Origin of the sequence: Jejubacter calystegiae (assembly GCF_005671395.1) — a bacterium.
Classification (GTDB): domain Bacteria; phylum Pseudomonadota; class Gammaproteobacteria; order Enterobacterales; family Enterobacteriaceae; genus Jejubacter; species Jejubacter calystegiae.
This window is the reverse complement of the sequence record NZ_CP040428.1, coordinates 934,632-952,729: the sequence shown is the minus strand read 5'-3', so window position 1 is coordinate 952,729 and position 18,098 is coordinate 934,632. Positions and strand designations below refer to the sequence as shown.

The 18,098-nt window shown below is 56.9% G+C and carries 15 protein-coding genes and 1 tRNA gene; 9 read left to right on the top strand and 7 right to left on the bottom strand.

The window, feature by feature from the left end:
- Positions 1-31: 31 nt before the first annotated feature.
- The 4 genes from FEM41_RS04435 to FEM41_RS04420 form a co-directional block, all read right to left on the bottom strand.
- Positions 32-961 (bottom strand): sugar kinase, encoded by a 930-nt coding sequence (locus FEM41_RS04435; RefSeq protein ID WP_138094835.1) that lies wholly within the window; start codon positions 959-961, stop codon positions 32-34.
- Positions 962-964: 3 nt separating this feature from the next.
- Positions 965-1,714, bottom strand: a complete 750-nt coding sequence (locus FEM41_RS04430; protein ID WP_138094833.1) for a sugar phosphate isomerase/epimerase family protein — start codon at positions 1,712-1,714, stop codon at positions 965-967.
- Positions 1,715-1,822: 108 nt separating this feature from the next.
- Positions 1,823-2,839 carry a LacI family DNA-binding transcriptional regulator gene (locus FEM41_RS04425; RefSeq protein ID WP_138094831.1) on the bottom strand — a complete coding sequence of 339 codons (1,017 nt, stop codon included), beginning with the start codon at positions 2,837-2,839 and terminating at the stop codon, positions 1,823-1,825.
- 65 nt (positions 2,840-2,904) lie between these two features.
- Positions 2,905-3,570 carry an OmpA family lipoprotein gene (locus FEM41_RS04420; protein ID WP_138094829.1) on the bottom strand — a complete coding sequence of 222 codons (666 nt, stop codon included), beginning with the start codon at positions 3,568-3,570 and terminating at the stop codon, positions 2,905-2,907.
- Positions 3,571-3,724: 154 nt separating this feature from the next.
- On the opposite strand from FEM41_RS04420, the gene FEM41_RS04415 reads away from it, so the two are divergent.
- Entirely contained in the window at positions 3,725-6,052 is a 2,328-nt protein-coding gene (locus FEM41_RS04415; protein WP_138094827.1) for a molybdopterin guanine dinucleotide-containing S/N-oxide reductase, read from the top strand.
- On the opposite strand, the gene FEM41_RS04410 is transcribed toward FEM41_RS04415, so the two are convergent.
- Both FEM41_RS04410 and tag read right to left on the bottom strand, forming a co-directional pair.
- Positions 6,021-6,458, bottom strand: a complete 438-nt coding sequence (locus FEM41_RS04410) for an N-acetyltransferase (RefSeq protein WP_241666609.1) — start codon at positions 6,456-6,458, stop codon at positions 6,021-6,023. The two genes, FEM41_RS04415 and FEM41_RS04410, sit on opposite strands and share 32 nt — an antisense overlap.
- Positions 6,458-7,021 carry a DNA-3-methyladenine glycosylase I gene (gene tag / locus FEM41_RS04405; RefSeq protein WP_138099107.1) on the bottom strand — a complete coding sequence of 188 codons (564 nt, stop codon included), beginning with the start codon at positions 7,019-7,021 and terminating at the stop codon, positions 6,458-6,460. The genes FEM41_RS04410 and tag overlap by 1 nt, the downstream gene beginning before the upstream one ends.
- 473 nt (positions 7,022-7,494) lie before the next feature.
- On the opposite strand from tag, the gene FEM41_RS04400 reads away from it, so the two are divergent.
- Entirely contained in the window at positions 7,495-8,697 is a 1,203-nt protein-coding gene (locus FEM41_RS04400) for an L-lactate MFS transporter (RefSeq protein WP_138094825.1), read from the top strand.
- Here FEM41_RS04400 and FEM41_RS04395 read toward each other — a convergent pair.
- A complete protein-coding gene (locus tag FEM41_RS04395; RefSeq protein WP_138094823.1) occupies positions 8,688-9,284 on the bottom strand; it encodes an HD domain-containing protein in 597 nt (198 codons plus the stop codon). The genes FEM41_RS04400 and FEM41_RS04395 overlap by 10 nt on opposite strands.
- Before the next feature lie 301 nt (positions 9,285-9,585).
- Here FEM41_RS04395 and eptB point away from each other — a divergent pair, with 301 nt between their 5' ends.
- The 7 genes from eptB to dppF all read left to right on the top strand — a co-directional run bounded on the left by eptB (position 9,586) and on the right by dppF (position 17,944).
- Positions 9,586-11,274, top strand: a complete 1,689-nt coding sequence (eptB, locus tag FEM41_RS04390; RefSeq protein WP_138094821.1) for a kdo(2)-lipid A phosphoethanolamine 7''-transferase — start codon at positions 9,586-9,588, stop codon at positions 11,272-11,274.
- Between the two features lie 81 nt (positions 11,275-11,355).
- Positions 11,356-11,432 (top strand) — tRNA-Pro (locus FEM41_RS04385).
- A gap of 808 nt (positions 11,433-12,240) precedes the next feature.
- Entirely contained in the window at positions 12,241-13,851 is a 1,611-nt protein-coding gene (dppA, locus tag FEM41_RS04380) for a dipeptide ABC transporter periplasmic-binding protein DppA (protein WP_138094819.1), read from the top strand.
- A gap of 152 nt (positions 13,852-14,003) precedes the next feature.
- Entirely contained in the window at positions 14,004-15,023 is a 1,020-nt protein-coding gene (dppB, locus tag FEM41_RS04375) for a dipeptide ABC transporter permease DppB (protein WP_138094817.1), read from the top strand.
- Positions 15,024-15,033: 10 nt separating this feature from the next.
- Positions 15,034-15,933: a dipeptide ABC transporter permease DppC gene (dppC, locus tag FEM41_RS04370; RefSeq protein WP_138094815.1), complete on the top strand. Its 900-nt coding sequence runs from the start codon at positions 15,034-15,036 to the stop codon at positions 15,931-15,933.
- Positions 15,934-15,944: 11 nt separating this feature from the next.
- Positions 15,945-16,928, top strand: coding sequence for a dipeptide ABC transporter ATP-binding protein (gene dppD, locus FEM41_RS04365; protein WP_138094813.1), 984 nt, complete (start codon positions 15,945-15,947; stop codon positions 16,926-16,928).
- Complete coding sequence (gene dppF / locus FEM41_RS04360; RefSeq protein ID WP_138094811.1) at positions 16,925-17,944, top strand: dipeptide ABC transporter ATP-binding subunit DppF; 1,020 nt, start codon at positions 16,925-16,927, stop codon at positions 17,942-17,944. The genes dppD and dppF overlap by 4 nt, the downstream gene beginning before the upstream one ends.
- The last annotated feature ends 154 nt before the right edge of the window (positions 17,945-18,098 follow it).

Here is an 18,098-nt window from a genome sequence, read left to right as displayed (position 1 = left end):
ACTCTTTTTCACTATTCCGGAGTCGAGGCCGTTATTCGTCCAGCCCATCCCGGGTGGGTAAGCCTTCACTGTCACCACTGACCTGAATGGCCAAAGCGCCAATGTGATTACCGCGGCGGCACGCCTGCGCCAGGGATTTCCCTTCCAGCAGCGCGCTGATTGCGCCAACCGCGAAGCCGTCTCCGGCGCCTACGGTATCGACCACATTGTCCACTTTCACTGCCGCCACCGCGCCGCATTCTCCCTCTGCGGTTTTGTACCAGGCGCCGTCGGAGCCGGTCTTGATAATGACTGCCTTCACGCCGCGCTCCAGCCAGAAGTCGGCGATGCCCTGGGGCGTTTTGCGGCCGGTCAGAATCATGCCTTCCCTGAGTCCCGGAAGAACCCAGTCCGCCTGGCAGGCCAGATGGTTGAGCTTCTGCACCATTTCCGCCTCGCTTTTCCACAGCACCGGACGCAGGTTGGGATCGAACGAGATGGTTTTGCCGTTGGCCTTCATGGCCGCCGCGGCGTGGTTAAGCAGCGCCAGCGAGCTTTCGGAAAGCGCAGCGGCAACGCCGCTCAGGTGCAGATGGCGGGCGTTGTTAAACAGTGAAGGCGAATAATCCTCCACCGACAGATGGCTGGCTGCGGAGCCCTTACGGAAATACTCCACGCTGGGATCGGTTCCATCCTCGACTTTCGATTTAAGCTGAAAACCGGTGGGATACCTGGCATCAATGGAAACGCCGCGGGTATCGATCCCTTCCTGTTTCAGGACGTTAAGAACAAAGCGACCAAAGGAATCATCGCCCACCCGGCTGACCCAACTGACGTCGAAGCCCAGTCTGGCAAAGCCGGTGGCGACGTTCAGTTCCGCCCCGGCCGCTCGTTTAATAAAACTTTCGCAGTCGGCCAGATCGCCGGTTTCGCGTGCGACGAACATCGCCATCGCTTCGCCAATTGTGATGACATCGGGCATCCCTTACTCCTCGCGTAGCAGGTTGACGTAGTGGCGGGTGACGGCGGTCAGGTCGCGGCCCTCCAGCGGGAATTCAATGCCGCGCGGCACGTCCGTCGGCAGAAGGTTAAGCAGCGCCGCCCAGCGTTCACCGGCTTCATCCGGGGGCAGCGCCCGCCAGCCGTGATTGCCGGGCGCGGCGGCCTTCACATGAACGTAACCAACGGCCGGGGCAAGCTGGCGCGCTGCCTGTTCCGGAGATTCGTCCACCCACAGCCAGTTGCCCATATCAAAGGTGAGACTGACCGGTAGCTGATGCTGGCGGCAGGCATCGCGAAAACGCGCCATCGGCGCCAGGCGGCCGCCGGGAGTCTGGTCGTTTTCCACTACCAGTGCGACGGGGCTTTCCGCCAGCCACTGGCGCAGCCGATTGGCCGGAAAATTCTCCTGAAAATGGCCCAGCGAAAGCTTCAGCCATCGGGCATTCAGACGGTGAGCTTCCAGCAGCAGTTCCGGGATTTGCGGATTCAGGCTGCCATCCAGCAGGCACAGCGTTTCGGGGGCCGAATAGCAGGCCATCAGGCCGTTGACGGCAATGGCATCCGCCAGTGAGGTCAGGTGGTCTGGCTGCGTGGAGGTAAGCAGTTCACGGCGGATTTCCACACCGTCGGCGCCGGCTTCGGCAATGATGGGCAGGACGGCGGATTGACCGCCCAACGCCTGGATACGGTCACGTCCATAGGCGGCGGTGACCACGATAATTTTTCTCTCCATCGGATTCTCCGGAGCGGCAACATCTTCTTTACACTTACGGTAAATGGAACCGGTTCCATCGAGAAGTCCTGGAGTGATAATTTATGATCGTCGTCACGAACATCGGGGTTAACGACGGGTGGAGCCCCTGACGATCAGTTCACCGGAAAATACCTGTTCGCGCACCGGATCGCTGACCCCTTCAATGCGCTTAACCACCTGTTCCAGCGCGGCATAGCCAATCTGCCAGGTGGGCTGTTTCAGCGTGGTGATGCCAACGCCTGCCAGCTCCGCCCACTCCAGTTCATCGAAGCCCAGCAGGCCGATATCGCTGCCCCAGTTAAGGCCCAGGCGTTTCAGAGAGCGGGCCACCTGAAGCGTCAGCGCGCCGTTGGCGGAGATAAGCGCTTTGCGCATGCCGCGACAGCGGCTGTTGAACTGATGCAGCAGGGCATCGAGCTGTGCGTTTTCATGCAGGGGAACTTCGGCGTTTTCCGCCACGATGCCCGGATAGCGTGAGAGAGTATGGCGGAAAGCGCGCAGTCGTTCGCGACGGGTGTTAACGGAACCCAGCGGCTCGCTAAGAAACAGAATGGCTTCGAATCCCTGCTCCACCAGATGTTCGGTGGCGGTACTGGCGGCCTGGGCGTTATCCAGCCCCACCACATCGCAGGCGAAGTCCGGTATCTTACGGTCGATAAGCACCATCGGCAGGGCTGACTGCTGCATGCGGTTGAGTCCCTCCTCACGCATACCGACGGCGTTCACCACAATCCCTTCCACCTGATAGCTGCGTAACAGATCGAGGTAATGCAGCTCCTGGTCTACTTCGTTATTGGTGTTACAGACCAGCGGCGTAAAGCCCCGCTCGCGGCAGGCGGCCTCAATACCGCTGAGCACGTCCACCGAGTAGGGATTGGTTATATCGGCGATGATAAGCCCAATCAAACGGGTACGACCGCGCTTCAGGCCCCGGGCCATTAAACTGGGGCGATAATCGAGATCGGCAATGGCCTGTTCAATACGGGCAAGAAGGGGATCGGAGAGCAGATGCTGTTCGCCGTTAAGATAGCGCGAAACGCTGGTTTTACCGGTGTTAGCCGCTTTTGCGACATCGCTGATGGTCGCTCGAGTTGATTTTTTCATCGCCGATTCCTTCGCTGAAGTGACAACACCTTAGCGCGAAAATCGGCGATGGCAAGTGGCCGGAGTTACTGCATCGGGCTTAAGGTAATCTCGACGCGGCGGTTCTGCGCCTTGCCCTGCTCGGTGCTGTTGCTGGCGATGGGGTTGGCCGGACCCATACCGCTGGTGCGAATGCGGTTAGCCTCTACGCCCTGGGTGATCAGTGAGCTGGCGACGGAGTCAGCGCGCTGTTGTGACAGGCGCATGTTCAGATCCTGCCCGCCGGTGCTGTCGGTATAACCCACCACATTAACGGCGGTCTTGTTGTACTCCTTGAGCACCATCGCCACGCCGGTCAGGGTATTGGCACCCGCCGGTTTCAGCGTTGCGCTGCTGCTATCGAAGGTGACGTTGTTCGGCATGTTGAGGATGATGTTATCGCCGTTGCGTGTGACGCTAACGCCGGTGCCTTTCATCTTGTCGCGCAGTTTGGCCTCCTGTACATCCATGTAATAACCCGCGCCGCCGCCTAATGCGGCGCCTGCCGCAGCGCCAATCAGCGCGCCTTTGCCGCGATCCTTTTTCGAAGACGAGAGTGCGCCTACGCCTGCGCCGACCAGCGAGCCAATACCTGCGCCAATGCCGGATTTACCCGCTTCTCGTTCACCGGTGTAAGGGTTTGTTGTGCAGCCGGAAACCGCCAGAGCGCCGCTGACCAGAGCAGCAATATAAATAACACTACGTTTTTTCATTTTATTATTTCCTTCGTCCTTCTTTATTATGCCCCTATGGGCGTCGCGGGAGATTATGCCGTTTGATGACGCAAAACATTCCAGGCCAAATTCTGAATTTTGTGACAATTATTAACAGCATCAGAAAGAGCCCAGACATCCGGGAGCACAGGCTTTGACCACTTCAACAAAAACGATTCTGACCGCGGCCCACTGGGGGCCCATGTTGGTTGAGACCGACGGTGAGCAGGTATTTTCCTCCACGGGGGCCCTGGCTTCGGTACATCCGAACTCGTTACAGAGCGCGGTGCGTGACCAGGTTCACAGTAAAACCCGCGTGCGTTGGCCGATGGTCCGTAAGGGATTCCTGACATCACCGGATAAACCGCAGGGCGTGCGCGGGCAGGATGAGTATGTGCGCGTAAGCTGGGAAGAAGCGCTGGATCTTATCCACGCGCAGCATCAACGCATTCGTGCCAGCCATGGCCCCGCCGCGATTTTCGCAGGCTCTTATGGCTGGCGATCTAACGGCATCCTGCACAAAGCGGCCACGCTACTACAGCGCTATATGAGTCAGGCGGGGGGCTATACCGGCCATCTGGGCGATTATTCCACCGGCGCGGCCCAGGTGATTATGCCCTACGTGGTGGGCAGCAATGAGGTATATCAACAGCAGACCAGTTGGCCGCTGGTGCTGGAGCACAGTGAGGTGGTGGTGCTCTGGAGCGCCAACCCGCTAAATACGTTGAAGATTGCCTGGAATGCATCAGACGAGCAGGGCATCGGTTTCTTCGAACAGCTTAAACAGAGCGGTAAGCGCCTGATTTGTATCGATCCCATGCGTTCGGAAACGGCGGCCTTCCTGGAGGATAGCGCCGAATGGGTAGCCCCACATATGGGCAGTGATGTGGCGCTGATGCTGGGTATTGCCCATACCCTGGTGGAAAACGGCTGGCACGACAGGGCGTTCCTGGACTCATGCACCCATGGTTATGACATCTTCGAGCGCTACCTGACAGGCAGGGATGACGGCGTGGCGAAAAACGCGGAGTGGGCGGCGGCCATCTGTGGTGTATCTGGCGATAAAATTAGTGAACTGGCAGATATCTTTCGCCATCATCGCACTATGTTAATGGCTGGCTGGGGCATGCAGCGCCAGCAGTATGGCGAACAGAAGCACTGGATGCTGATTACTCTGGCCGCCATGCTGGGCCAGATTGGGCTGCCCGGCGGCGGTTTTGGACTGTCGTACCACTTTGCGAACGGCGGTAACCCCACGCGTCGGGCCGCTGTACCGGCTTCGATGCAGGGCCGCGTGGCCGGGGGTAGCGATGCCGTGGAGCGCATTCCGGTAGCGCGTATTGTCGAAGCGCTGGAGAACCCCGGCGGCGTCTATCAGCATAACGGTGAAACGCGTCAGTTCCCCGATATCCGCATGGTCTGGTGGGCCGGTGGCGGTAACTTTACGCATCATCAGGATACCAACCGCCTGATTGCCGCCTGGCAGAAGCCGGAGCTGGTGGTGATCTCCGAATGTTTCTGGACGGCAGCGGCGAAGCACGCCGATATTGTGCTGCCGATTACCACCTCGTTTGAACGCAACGATCTGACCATGACCGGTGATTACAGTCAGCAGCATCTGGTGCCGATGAAGCAGGTCGTGGCGCCGCAATTCGGCGCGCGTAACGATTTCGATGTCTTCGCCTCTCTGGCCGAACGGCTGGAGCAGGGCGGTCGCGAGCGCTTTACCGAAGGGCGGGATGAAATGGCCTGGCTGAACTATTTCTACGACGTTGCACGTAAGCAGGGTGAAGCCCGCGGCGTTGCGCTGCCGGAATTCTCCGCATTCTGGGCGGCGAATCAGATTGTCGAGATGCCGGAAGATGAAAACAGCGCCCGGTTTGTGCGCTTTGGAGACTTTCGGGCCGATCCCCAGGGTCATCCACTGAAGACGCCCAGCGGCAAAATCGAGATCTATTCTGAACGCATTGCCGCTTACGGTTACGCCGACTGCCCGCCTCATCCCCGCTGGCTGGCGCCGGATGAATGGCATGGCAACGCCCGGGAAGGGCAGCTTCAGTTGCTCTCTTCCCACCCCGCGCACCGGCTGCACAGCCAGTTGAACTACGCGCAGCTACGTGAACGTTATGCGGTGGCGGGGCGTGAGCCAGTCACGCTGCATCCTATTGATGCGGCAGCGCGCGGCATTGCCGATGGCGATGTGGTGCGGGTCTGGAACCAGCGCGGCCAGGTGCTGGCTGGCGCGCAGGTCACGGCGGATATTAAGCCGGGCGTCATCTGTATTCACGAGGGAGGATGGCCGGATCTGGCGCCGGAAGCCGGCAATCTTTGCCGACACGGCGCGGTCAACGTGCTGACCCTGGATATTCCCACCTCGCGGCTGGCGAACGGCTGTGCGGCTAATTCATCGCTGGTCTGGCTGGAAAAATATCAGGGGCCTGAGATGCCGGTCAGGGCGTTTGATCCGCCTGCCACTGCATAATCCAGGTGTGGTGGCGGGTGTCGCGCTGCCAGGCAGATTCCACCACGCGAAACCCCTGGGCCTGATAGAAAGCAACGGCTCGGGTGTTTTGCTGGTACACCTCCAGGCTCAGCCGCGGGTAGCGGCTCTGGGCATGGCGCAGTAGCGCGCCGCCAATGCCCCGGCGGGCGCATTCGGGGGCGACAAACAGCGCGCCGACGAAACGTTCATTCATCACGCTGACGAAGCCGCGCAGTGCGCCATCATCCCACACCCAGCTCCGGGCGTGGGGCAGATAGTCGTCGCGCACTGCGGGTAGGCTCTCGTGCCAGTAGCTGGCCGGGATAAAGGGGTGAGCCAGGGTGGTGCTCTCCAGCCATAGCGTCAGTAGCGGCGAAATATCCGCCTGAGGCACCAGGGGGCGAATCACACCTTCGATTCCGGGTGGCAAAAGCAACTGGTCAGGTGGTCGTTAACCAGACCGCAGGCCTGCATAAAGGAGTAACAGATGGTGGAGCCCACAAACTTGAAGCCGCGTTTTTTCAGTGCTTTCGACAGCGCATCGGAGGCCGGTGTGGTGACCGGAACCTCATCCAGGCTGGCGGCGTGGTTGATGATGGGCTGTCCGTCAACAAAGGACCAGACGAACTGCACAAAATCTTCGCCGTCCTGCTCCATGGCCAGCAGTGATCGGGCGTTACCGATAATCGCGGTCACTTTCCCCCGGTGGCGAATAATTCCCGGATCCTGTAACAGTCTTTCTATGTCATCGGGCGTCATTTGAGCGACCACATCGGGGTTGAAGTGGTGGAAGGCCCGGCGGTAGTTTTCCCGCTTTTTCAGCACTGTTATCCATGATAGCCCCGCCTGCTGGCCTTCCAGGCAGATCATTTCAAACAGCTTCTGCCGATCTGTTTCCGGCATGCCCCACTCATTGTCGTGATAGGCAAGATAGAGCGGGTCCTGAGTCACCCATCCACAGCGTTGCATTGATTGCTCCTTAATCAGACCGGCGGAATCGCCAGTGGCGATAATAGCGCTTTTCGGCTGTAGCCGGTCAGGCATGACCAAAATTTGCAGCCCGGATCGCGGTGGGCGGGTAGCAGGAAAAATAAGTTAGTGCTTACTATCATTTTGGCGAATTTCGCCGGGTGTGATGGGAACCCGCTATTCCTGTGGTTTGCGCTCTGACACTGTGCGTCATGTGTTAACAATGGCGGAGATATGTTAATCATCAGATACTGATTTGTAATCGTTAAGGCCTTATATAGCAAGGTATTAAAGGAAAGTGACTGCTTACTTTTTTGGTGGGTGGACAGGTGTCGCTGTCATTCATTCCCGTCCTGTGGCATTTCATTCCGCCTGAGCGGCATTTCATTCCTTTTTCCCCCTGGTCGTATTACGTGACGGATAAGGTAGCTGGCAGAGATTGACGATTTCATTTGTTGACCAGGACTTCTGCTATGAACATGACTACAACGAATCGTACCCGCTGGTTAACCCTTATCGGTACCATCATCACGCAGTTTGCGCTGGGCTCTGTCTATACCTGGAGCCTGTTTAATGGCCCGCTGGCGAATAAGTTGGGCGAACCGGTGAGCCAGGTGGCCTTTTCCTTCGGCCTGCTCAGCCTGGCGCTGGCGCTCTCCTCTTCGGTAGCGGGTAAGCTGCAGGACCGCTTCGGCGTGCGCCGGGTTTCTGTCGCTGCGGGTCTGATGCTGGGCGTGGGGCTGTGCCTGACCGCCTGGTCCAGTAACCTGATGCTCCTCTGGCTGTGCGCCGGGGTACTGGTGGGGCTGGCGGACGGGGCCGGATATCTGATGACGCTGTCGAACTGCGTTAAATGGTTCCCGGAGCGCAAGGGGCTGATTTCCGCCTTTGCCATTGGCTCCTACGGGCTGGGCAGCCTGGGCTTTAAATTTATCAACAGCCACCTGCTGGCGGCTTACGGCCTGGAAAACACCTTTATTATCTGGGGCGCGATGGCGCTGGCGATGGTACTGGCGGGCTCTGTCCTGATGAGCGATGCGCCGCCGCAGAAAGTCACCGCGGCCGATGGCAGTGCCGAACAGGATTTCACGCTGGCCGAATCTATGCGCAAACCGCAGTACTGGATGCTGGCGCTGATGTTTCTGACCGCCTGCATGAGCGGTCTGTATGTAATCGGCGTTGCCAAGGATATCGCCCAGGGGATGGTACACCTGGATGCGATGACTGCAGCCAGCGCTGTGACCGTTATCTCCATTGCCAACCTTGGCGGTCGCCTGGTGCTGGGGGTGCTGTCGGACAAAATAGCGCGTATTCGGGTGATTACCCTCGGGCAGGTGATTTCGCTGGTGGGGATGGCCGCGCTGCTGTTCGCGCCGCTAAACGCCATGACCTTTTTCGCGGCGATTGCCTGCGTAGCCTTTAACTTCGGCGGCACTATCACCGTCTATCCGTCACTGGTCAGCGAATTCTTCGGGTTGAATAACCTGACTAAAAACTACGGCGTTATCTACCTGGGCTTCGGTATCGGCAGCATCTGCGGTTCGATTATCGCGTCGCTGTTTGGCGGCTTCTATATCACCTTCTGCGTTATCTTCGCCCTGTTGATTCTGTCGCTGGCGTTCTCCACCACTATTCGTCAGCCGGGCAGCGAGCACCTGAAAGAGGTTCACGCCTGAGGTGCCAGATAGTGCGTTGCTCGTTTATCAAACCAGGCCGCCGGGACGTTATACGGCGGCCTCATTAATTGGGTAATCCCCTGTTCCACCAGCTGCTGCGCCTGCTGGCGTAGTCGGGCATCCCCCAGCGTCATACTGTCCAACTGTAGTCGCTTTTCCAGCAGGTAAACCCGCGCGAAGTCGGGATCGAAATGTAATAGTTCCCGGGTGTTGTCGATAATGTCGGCCAGCTTAATGGTCTGGGCGCGGGAACAGGCGTGGGCGGTATGCTGAAAGTGCAGGCGCTTACGCTGGGCGCGGTTCATCTCTTCCGGTGTAGGCGGATTGGTCAGCATTTCTACCAGACGCGCCACTTCGGGGCCGAAATGGCTTTCGATATCGGCCAGGGTGGTATCGGTATCTTCTACGGTATCGTGCAGCCAGGCGGCGGCCAACGCGGGCTCATCTTCGGGCAGTACCAGACGTACCTGTTCCACCACCGCTGCGGGGTGGATGATATAGGGATCGTTGGTATATTTACGCCGTTGATCCTGGGCAGCATGGGCCCTTGTTGCAAAGCGGCGAGCGTGTTCTTCCAGTGACAGCATCCGTTTTCCTCCCGTGAAACCTGAGCCACTTACTCTGATGTTTTCCCATAACCTCTTATAACGCGTCCAGTTTTACCGAAAAAATTAAGCATATTCGCTCAGAATAGTCAGATACAGAATTGTCTAATTTTTATCCATTGCGAAACACCTTAAAGTATGTGCGACTTTTATTTTTCCACCTGCCTGGATTGTTGCAGATTAATCCTGTTTTACTTCGTGGGTATTCCCCTCAGAACTCTGGCGCGTTTTCAGGGTCAGATAAATGTTTTAAGACCTTTTTATTTTTGCCGGGGCGGCTTGCATGAAATTTATAAAATCGATAACTCAGCAGAAACTCTGCTTTCTGTTGGCTATCTATATCGGCCTCTTTCTGAATGCATCGGTATTTTATCGGCGCTTCAGTCTGTTCGCACAGGACTTCACGCTGCTCGATGGCGTGACCGCCGTGGTAGAAGTGGCGGCGACAGTTCTGGTCACCTTCTTTTTGTTCCGGATTATTTCACTGTTTGGCCGTCGGCTCTGGCAGGTACTGGCCTCTTTTGTTGTGCTCTGTTCGGTGGGCGCCAGCTATTACATGACATTTTTAAATGTCGTGATTGGCTATGGCATTGTTGCCTCGGTAATGACGACGGATATCGATCTTTCGAAAGAAGTGGTCGGTAAAAATTTCATTATCTGGATGGTACTGGTCAGCGCGCTGCCGCTGCTGCTTATCTGGAGTAATCGCTGCCGTTTTACTCTGCTTCATCAACTGCGTACTCCCGGGCTGCGTCTGAAGAACCTGGCCGTGGTGGTTGTCGCCGGTCTGCTGGTTTGGGCGCCGCTGCGTTTTATTGATATCCAGATGAAAGAGATTGAAGAGACCACCCGGGTTGATATGCCGAGCTACGGCGGCGTGGTGGCTAACTCTTATCTGCCTTCGAACTGGGTTGCGGCGCTGGGTCTCTACGCCTGGGCGCAGGTAGATGAATCAGCGGATCACAATTCGCTGATGAACCCGGCGCAGAAGTTCAAATATGAGGCGCCGAAGGGCATCGACGAGACCTATGTGGTGTTTATTATCGGTGAAACCACCCGTTGGGATCATATGGGGGTGCTAGGCTATGAGCGTGATACCACGCCGAATCTCTCGCGCGAGAAGAACCTGGCGGCCTTTCGCGGTGAGTCCTGCGATACCGCAACCAAGCTTTCGCTACGCTGTATGTTCGTGCGGGAAGGGGGGACGGAAGATAATCCGCAGCGTACCCTGAAAGAGCAGAACATTTTTGCGGTGCTGCGTCAGTTGGGTTTCAGCAGCGATCTGTTTGCGATGCAGAGTGAACTCTGGTTTTACAGCAACACCATGGCAGAAAATATTGCCTATCGTGAGATCATCGGCGCCCGCCATCAGGGCAAACGGGTGGACGATATGCTGCTGCTGGATGAGGTGAAAGATTCGCTGGTGAAACATCCTAAGGGGAAACACCTGGTGATTCTGCATACCAAGGGTTCTCACTTCTCCTACGCCCAGCGCTACACTCGTGATTACGCGAAGTGGAAGCCGGAGTGTATTGGCGGGGATAGGGACTGTAGTCAGGCAGAGCTGATCAACGCTTACGATAACTCCATCCTCTATGTGGACAGTTTTATCGATAAGGTTTATGACCAGTTCCGTGATAAGAAGGCGCTGATCTTCTATGCGTCGGATCACGGTGAGTCCATTAACGAGCACGAGCGTCTGCACGGTACGCCGCGTGAAATGGCGCCGCCGGAGCAGTTCCGGGTGCCGCTGCTGGTCTGGGCTTCTGATAAGTATCTGGAGGATCCTGAGCGCGCCCGCGGCTTTGCGCATATGCAGGAAGAGGCAAAACGCGGCGTGAAGCATCGCCACGTGGAGCTGTACGACTCTATCCTGGGCTGTCTGGGCTACACATCGCCGGATGGCGGGATTCACGAGCAGAATAACTGGTGCCACATTCCGGACGCTTCGGCGGCGAAAGCAGTGGATTGATGGGATTTCAGGCGATCGATTCTCTTTTTCTTAAAAAGGATTGACGCCACAACAGGGGGGCAGTAATATGCGCCCCGCATTCGGTGATTGGCGCAGCCTGGTAGCGCACTTCGTTCGGGACGAAGGGGTCGGAGGTTCGAATCCTCTATCACCGACCAAATTCAGAAAAACCCAACCGCAAGGTTGGGTTTTTTGCTTTCCGGGGCCCCTCAACGCCAACCGTTTGTCGGTGGGCCCCCTCTCCCTTAGGGAGAGGGACGGGGTGAGGGGCCGACTCACCTTTTTTCTTCAATACCGCCATAGCATTTTCTTCTAAAACCGGAAGATTGTTCGCTATAAACCCACTATAAGCACATTGTCTGGGACAAATTTCACAGAAAAAAGAACCTCATTGATGACTGATTCTTAACCTGTATTCAGCGTATTATTCTAATTAACTGGCAGTAGCATAATTTTCTGTACTGTGAATCGAGGCACAGGCTTTTTTTAAGCGTTGTTTCGTATGGCACACAATTTTGACAAAACCCCGACGACTATATTGACCTTTAGTCTGTCAGTTGACAGATTGTAGTGCGAGAAAGGGGGTAAACAGGTTCTTTGTCTGGATAACCGGGCCATAACCTCAGGGATTACCTCACTTATATTCCGAACGGGCCGGGTAAAAAATAAAAAAGGTCCGACGTTAATCCCTAAATAACGCAGGTTTTATTAACGTAGTCTGGCCTGACTCAGTGCATATACCCGTCATACTTCAAGCTGCGGATGCGTTGGCTGCACTCGCTCACCCCGGTTACATAGTACGGCTATGCTCCCGGGGATTCACGAGCCTGCCGCCTTTCTGCAACTCGAATTATTTAGGGTATAGACGACGATGTTGTCGGCGCTTTACGGCCAGCTACAGTGAAACAATCGGTGTTATGGCGGGGGAAAACAACGCACAACACACATCACACTGGAGCAAAATTGATGAGAAATTCCTTGCGAAAATCAGGGATGATAAAACTGGGTCTTGGCCTGCTGGCTATGACCATCGCCGCGAGCGTACAGTCAAAAACACTGGTTTATTGTTCAGAAGCTTCTCCGGAAGGGTTTAACCCGCAGTTGTTCACCTCTGGCACTACTAACGATGCCAGCGCGTTTCCCATTTATAACCGACTGGTGGAATTTAAGCTGGGCACCACCGATCTGCGGCCGGGCGTCGCGGAAAAATGGGACGTCAGCGAAGATGGTAAAACCTACACCTTCCATTTGCGCAAAGGCGTGAAGTGGCACACCACTAAAAACTTTAAGCCCACCCGCGATCTGAATGCCGACGATGTTATCTTCTCCTTCGATCGTCAGATGAATAAGCAGAATCCTTACCACAATGTCTCTGGCGGCAGCTATGAGTACTTCGAAGGTATGGGATTCCCGGCGCTGATTAAAGAGGTGAAGAAGCTGGATGATTACACCGTCCAGATAGTGCTGAACCGCCCCGAAGCGCCGTTCCTGGCCGATCTGGCGATGAGCTTCTCTTCCATCCTGTCTAAAGAGTATGCCGATGCCATGCTGAAGGCGGGCACGCCAGAGAAGTTGGATCTCAACCCGGTGGGAACCGGCCCGTTCCAGTTGGTGCAGTATCAGAAAGATTCGCGCATCCTCTACAAAGCCTTTAAAGATTACTGGGGAGATAAAGCGAAGGTCGATCGCCTGGTCTTCTCCATCACGCCTGACGCCTCGGTACGCTACGCCAAGCTACAGAAAAACGAATGCCAAATCATGCCTTATCCCAATCCGGCGGATATCGAAGGTATGAAGAAGGATAAAAATATCACCATGATGGAGCAGCCGGGACTTAACGTCGGTTATCTGTCCTTCAACGTTGAAAAGCCGCCGCTGGATAATGTGAAGGTTCGCCAGGCGTTGACCTGGGCGGTGAACAAAGAGGCGATTATCAAAGCCGTTTACCAGGGCGCTGGCCAGCCGGCTAAAAACCTGATTCCGCCCACCATGTGGAGCTACAACGACGATGTGAAGGACTACAGCTACGACCCGGAAAAGGCGAAGCAGTTGCTGAAAGAGGCCGGAATGGAAAAAGGCTTCACCATCGATCTGTGGGCTATGCCGGTACAGCGCCCTTATAACCCCAATGCCCGTCGTATGGCAGAGATGATCCAGGCCGACTGGGCGAAAATTGGCGTGAAGGCGAAGATTGTCTCCTACGAGTGGGGTGAATACCTCAAGCGCGCCAAAGATGGCGAGCATCAGACCGTGATGATGGGCTGGACCGGTGACAATGGGGATCCGGATAACTTCTTCGCCACTCTGTTCAGCTGCGCGGCGGCTAAAGATGGCTCCAACTATTCTCGCTGGTGCTATAAGCCGTTCGAGGATCTGATTCAGACTGCCCGTGCTTCAGACAACCACGATAAGCGTATTGAACTCTACAAGCAGGCCCAGGTGGTTATGCACGATCAGGCTCCGGCGCTGATCATCGCTCACTCCACCGTCTATGAGCCGGTGCGTAAAGAGGTGAAGGGCTATGTTGTGGATCCGCTGGGCAACCACCATTTTGATCAGGTTTCTTTAGACGAGTAATCCTGGCCCGTTCCGCTATGATGCGCCGCCTTCCTGCTCCCGTTTGGGAGCGGGAGGGTTTCGTATCTGTAACACATCCTATCCCGCCGGACGGTCGGTGGCGTTTGCCAGACGGCGCCAGCGCCGGGGGGAGATAACAGAGAATCCAGGATATGCTGCAGTTTATTCTCAGACGTCTGGGGTTGGTTATCCCAACGTTTATTGGTATCACGCTGCTGACCTTCGCCTTTGTGCATATGATTCCCGGCGATCCGGTGATGATTATGGCGGGCGAGCGCGGTATGTCTGCTGAGCGTCATGCTCAGCTTCTGGCGCAGTTGGGGCTCGATAAGCCGCTCTGGCAGCAATATTTCACCTATGTCTGGAACGTGCTGCATGGCGATCTGGGCATCTCCCTGAAAAGCCGCATCCCGGTCTGGGATGAATTCGTTCCGCGCTTTAAGGCCACGCTGGAACTGGGCGTGTGCGCCATGATCTTCGCCGTGGCGGTGGGGATTCCGGTAGGGGTACTGGCGGCGGTCAAACGTGGCTCAATCTTCGATCACACCGCTGTGGGGCTGGCGCTGACCGGCTACTCCATGCCCATTTTTTGGTGGGGCATGATGCTGATTATGCTGGTGTCGGTGCAGTTAGATCTGACGCCGGTTTCCGGGCGCATCAGCGATATGGTTTTTCTGGACGATACCATGCCGCTGACCGGCTTTATGCTGATTGATACCGCGCTCTGGGGCGAAGAGGGCGACTTCATTAACGCGCTGGGACATTTGGTGTTGCCCTCCATCGTACTGGGCACCATTCCGCTGGCGGTGATTGTGCGTATGACCCGCTCCTCAATGCTGGAAGTGCTGGGCGAGGACTATATCCGCACCGCTCGCGCCAAGGGGCTGAGCCGCCTTAGGGTGATCATCGTGCACGCACTGCGTAATGCGATGCTGCCGGTGGTGACGGTGATTGGCTTGCAGGTCGGCACCCTGCTGGCGGGAGCGATTCTGACCGAAACTATTTTCTCCTGGCCGGGGCTTGGCCGCTGGTTGATTGAGGCGCTACAGCGCCGCGATTATCCGGTAGTGCAGGGCGGCGTACTGCTGGTGGCGACCATGATTATCCTGGTGAATCTGCTGGTGGATCTGCTGTACGGCGTGGTGAATCCGCGCATTCGCCACAGGAAGTAAGGGGAGCATCATGACGCAACTGACTGAAAATAATCTGAGCGCGCCGGTGCCGATGTCTCCGCTGCGTGAATTCTGGTTCTACTTCCGGCGCAACAAAGGCGCGGTAGTTGGCCTGGCCTATATCGTGATGATGTTTGCGATTGCACTACTGGCTAATTTTATTGCGCCGCATAACCCGGCGGAGCAGTTCCGCGATGCGCTGCTGCATCCGCCTGTGTGGCAGGAAGGAGGAAGCTGGCAGCATATTCTGGGGACCGATGACGTGGGGCGCGATGTGCTGTCTCGCCTGATGCACGGCGCCCGACTGTCACTGCTGGTGGGCTGTCTGGTGGTGGCGCTGTCGCTGGTGATGGGGATTATCCTCGGCCTGGTGGCAGGCTACTTCGGCGGCGTGGTGGATATTGCCATTATGCGCGTGGTCGACATTATGCTGGCGCTACCCAGCCTGCTGCTGGCGTTGGTACTGGTGGCTATCTTCGGCCCGTCTATCGTTAATGCCTCGCTGGCGCTGACCTTTGTGGCGCTGCCGCACTATGTGCGACTGACCCGCGCCGCGGTACTGGCGGAGGTTAATCGGGACTATGTGACCGCTTCCCGGGTGGCGGGCGCAGGCGCGCTGCGCCAGATGTTTATCAATATCTTCCCGAACTGCCTTGCTCCGCTGATCGTTCAGGCGTCGCTCGGTTTTTCTAATGCCATTCTCGATATGGCTGCTCTTGGCTTCCTGGGGATGGGTGCGCAGCCGCCCACGCCGGAATGGGGCACCATGCTCTCGGATGTTCTGCAGTTTGCCCAGAGTGCCTGGTGGGTCGTGACCTTCCCGGGACTGGCCATTCTGCTGACGGTGCTGGCGTTTAACCTGATGGGGGACGGCCTGCGTGACGCCCTCGATCCCAAACTCAAGCAGTAAAGAGGCATGAGATGGCGTTACTGAATGTTGATAATTTATCGGTGCACTTCGGCGACGAAGTGGCGCCGTTCCGTGCCGTGGACCGCGTGAGCTATAGCGTGGATCAGGGCGAAGTGGTGGGCATTGTCGGTGAGTCCGGCTCTGGCAAGTCGGTGAGTTCCCTGGCGTTGATGGGGCTTATCGACTTCCCGGGCAAAGTGATGGCGCAGGAGCTGATGTTCAGCGGCCAGGATTTGCAGCGACTTTCTTCACGGGATCGCCGCAATCTGGTGGGGGCCGATGTGGCGATGATCTTCCAGGATCCGATGACCAGCCTGAACCCCTGTTACACCGTGGGCTATCAGATTATGGAAGCGATTAAGGTGCATCAGGGCGGCAATCGCCGCACCCGGCGCCAGCGGGCTATTGACCTGCTGAACCTGGTGGGGATCCCCGATCCCGAATCAAGACTTGCGGTTTACCCGCACCAGCTCTCCGGCGGCATGAGCCAGCGCGTGATGATCGCCATGGCGATCGCCTGTCGACCCCGACTGCTGATTGCCGATGAACCCACCACCGCGCTGGATGTCACCATCCAGGCGCAAATCATCGAGCTACTGTTGGACCTGCAGCAGAAAGAGAACATGGCGCTGATTCTGATCACGCACGATCTGGCGCTGGTGGCCGAAGCCGCTCACAAGATCATCGTCATGTATGCCGGGCAGGTGGTAGAGACCGGAATAGCGGAAGAGATCTTCCGCGCGCCGCGTCATCCCTACACTCAGGCACTACTGCGGGCGCTGCCGGAGTTTGCGCACGACAAGGCGCGGCTGGCTTCGCTGCCGGGCGTGGTTCCGGGTAAATACGACAGGCCGTCCGGCTGCCTGCTGAACCCGCGCTGCCCTTACGCTACCGATCGCTGTCGGGCAGAAGAGCCAGGGCTTGCAAGCCTTGAAGAGGGCCGTCAGTCGAAGTGCCACTATCCGCTTGATGATGCCGGGAGGCCGACGCTATGAGCAATCAAGATAACCCCGGTCAGCCGCTGTTGCAGGCCACCGATCTGAAAAAGTACTACCCGGTGAAAACCGGGCTGTTCGCACCGGAGCGTCAGGTGAAGGCGCTGGACGGCGTCTCTTTCACCCTGGAGCGTGGTAAAACCCTGGCGGTGGTGGGCGAGTCCGGCTGCGGTAAGTCCACCCTGGGGCGTCTGTTGACCATGATCGAAACGCCAACCGGGGGCGAGCTTTACTGGCAGGGCCAGAACCTGCTGAAGCATGATCCTCAGGCTGAAAAACTGCGGCGCCAGAAGATCCAGATTGTGTTCCAGAATCCCTATGCTTCGCTGAATCCGCGTAAAAAGGTGGGCCAGATTCTGGAAGAGCCGCTGCTGATTAATACCGGGCTTGGCAAAGTGGAACGTCGGGAAAAGGCCATGGCGATGATGGCGAAAGTAGGGCTGAAACAGGAGCACTACGATCGCTATCCGCATATGTTTTCCGGCGGTCAGCGTCAGCGCATCGCGATTGCGCGCGGGCTGATGCTGGACCCGGACGTGGTGATTGCCGATGAACCTGTTTCGGCGTTGGATGTGTCGGTGCGGGCGCAGGTACTGAACCTGATGATGGATCTGCAGCAGGAGATGGGGCTCTCCTACGTCTTTATCTCGCACGATCTTTCGGTGGTGGAGCATATCGCCGATGAGGTGATGGTGATGTATCTGGGGCGCTGCGTGGAAAAAGGTACCAAATCTCAGATCTTCGACAACCCGCGCCATCCTTACACCCAGGCGCTGCTGTCGGCTACGCCGCGTCTTAACCCGGCGCAGCGTCGGGAGCGAATTAAGCTCACTGGCGAACTGCCCAGTCCGCTGAATCCGCCGCCGGGCTGCGCCTTTAGTGCCCGCTGCCGCCGCTGTTTCGAGCCGTGCACTCAAAACCCGCCGCAGCTTAAGTCATACCAGGGGCAGCTGGTGGCCTGCTTTGCCGTGGATAAAGACGAAGGAAATAGCGGTGATTCACCCTGCGCGGCTTGAGTGAGGTAGCAGTATGTTTCGAGAGCGCCCTGTGGCGCTCTTTTTTTGTTTGTTCACTGAATGGAAATGTCAGTAATATCTATTTTTGCGTGTACTTTTCTGTGTTTTTATTTGATGCATTGTTGGAAATGTCCGAATCTAAATTGTATGCCGT

Excerpts from the sequence above, each read along its gene's own strand:
- FEM41_RS04435 (WP_138094835.1), bottom strand. The coding sequence starts at position 961 with ATGCCCGATGTCATCACAATTGGCGAAGCGATGGCGATGTTCGTCGCA.
- FEM41_RS04430 (WP_138094833.1), bottom strand. The coding sequence starts at position 1,714 with ATGGAGAGAAAAATTATCGTGGTCACCGCCGCCTATGGACGTGACCGT.
- FEM41_RS04425 (WP_138094831.1), bottom strand. The coding sequence starts at position 2,839 with ATGAAAAAATCAACTCGAGCGACCATCAGCGATGTCGCAAAAGCGGCT.
- FEM41_RS04420 (WP_138094829.1), bottom strand. The coding sequence starts at position 3,570 with ATGAAAAAACGTAGTGTTATTTATATTGCTGCTCTGGTCAGCGGCGCT.
- tag (WP_138099107.1), bottom strand. The coding sequence starts at position 7,021 with ATGCAACGCTGTGGATGGGTGACTCAGGACCCGCTCTATCTTGCCTAT.
- FEM41_RS04400 (WP_138094825.1), top strand. The coding sequence starts at position 7,495 with ATGAACATGACTACAACGAATCGTACCCGCTGGTTAACCCTTATCGGT.
- FEM41_RS04395 (WP_138094823.1), bottom strand. The coding sequence starts at position 9,284 with ATGCTGTCACTGGAAGAACACGCTCGCCGCTTTGCAACAAGGGCCCAT.
- eptB (WP_138094821.1), top strand. The coding sequence starts at position 9,586 with ATGAAATTTATAAAATCGATAACTCAGCAGAAACTCTGCTTTCTGTTG.
- dppA (WP_138094819.1), top strand. The coding sequence starts at position 12,241 with ATGAGAAATTCCTTGCGAAAATCAGGGATGATAAAACTGGGTCTTGGC.
- dppB (WP_138094817.1), top strand. The coding sequence starts at position 14,004 with ATGCTGCAGTTTATTCTCAGACGTCTGGGGTTGGTTATCCCAACGTTT.
- dppC (WP_138094815.1), top strand. The coding sequence starts at position 15,034 with ATGACGCAACTGACTGAAAATAATCTGAGCGCGCCGGTGCCGATGTCT.
- dppD (WP_138094813.1), top strand. The coding sequence starts at position 15,945 with ATGGCGTTACTGAATGTTGATAATTTATCGGTGCACTTCGGCGACGAA.
- dppF (WP_138094811.1), top strand. The coding sequence starts at position 16,925 with ATGAGCAATCAAGATAACCCCGGTCAGCCGCTGTTGCAGGCCACCGAT.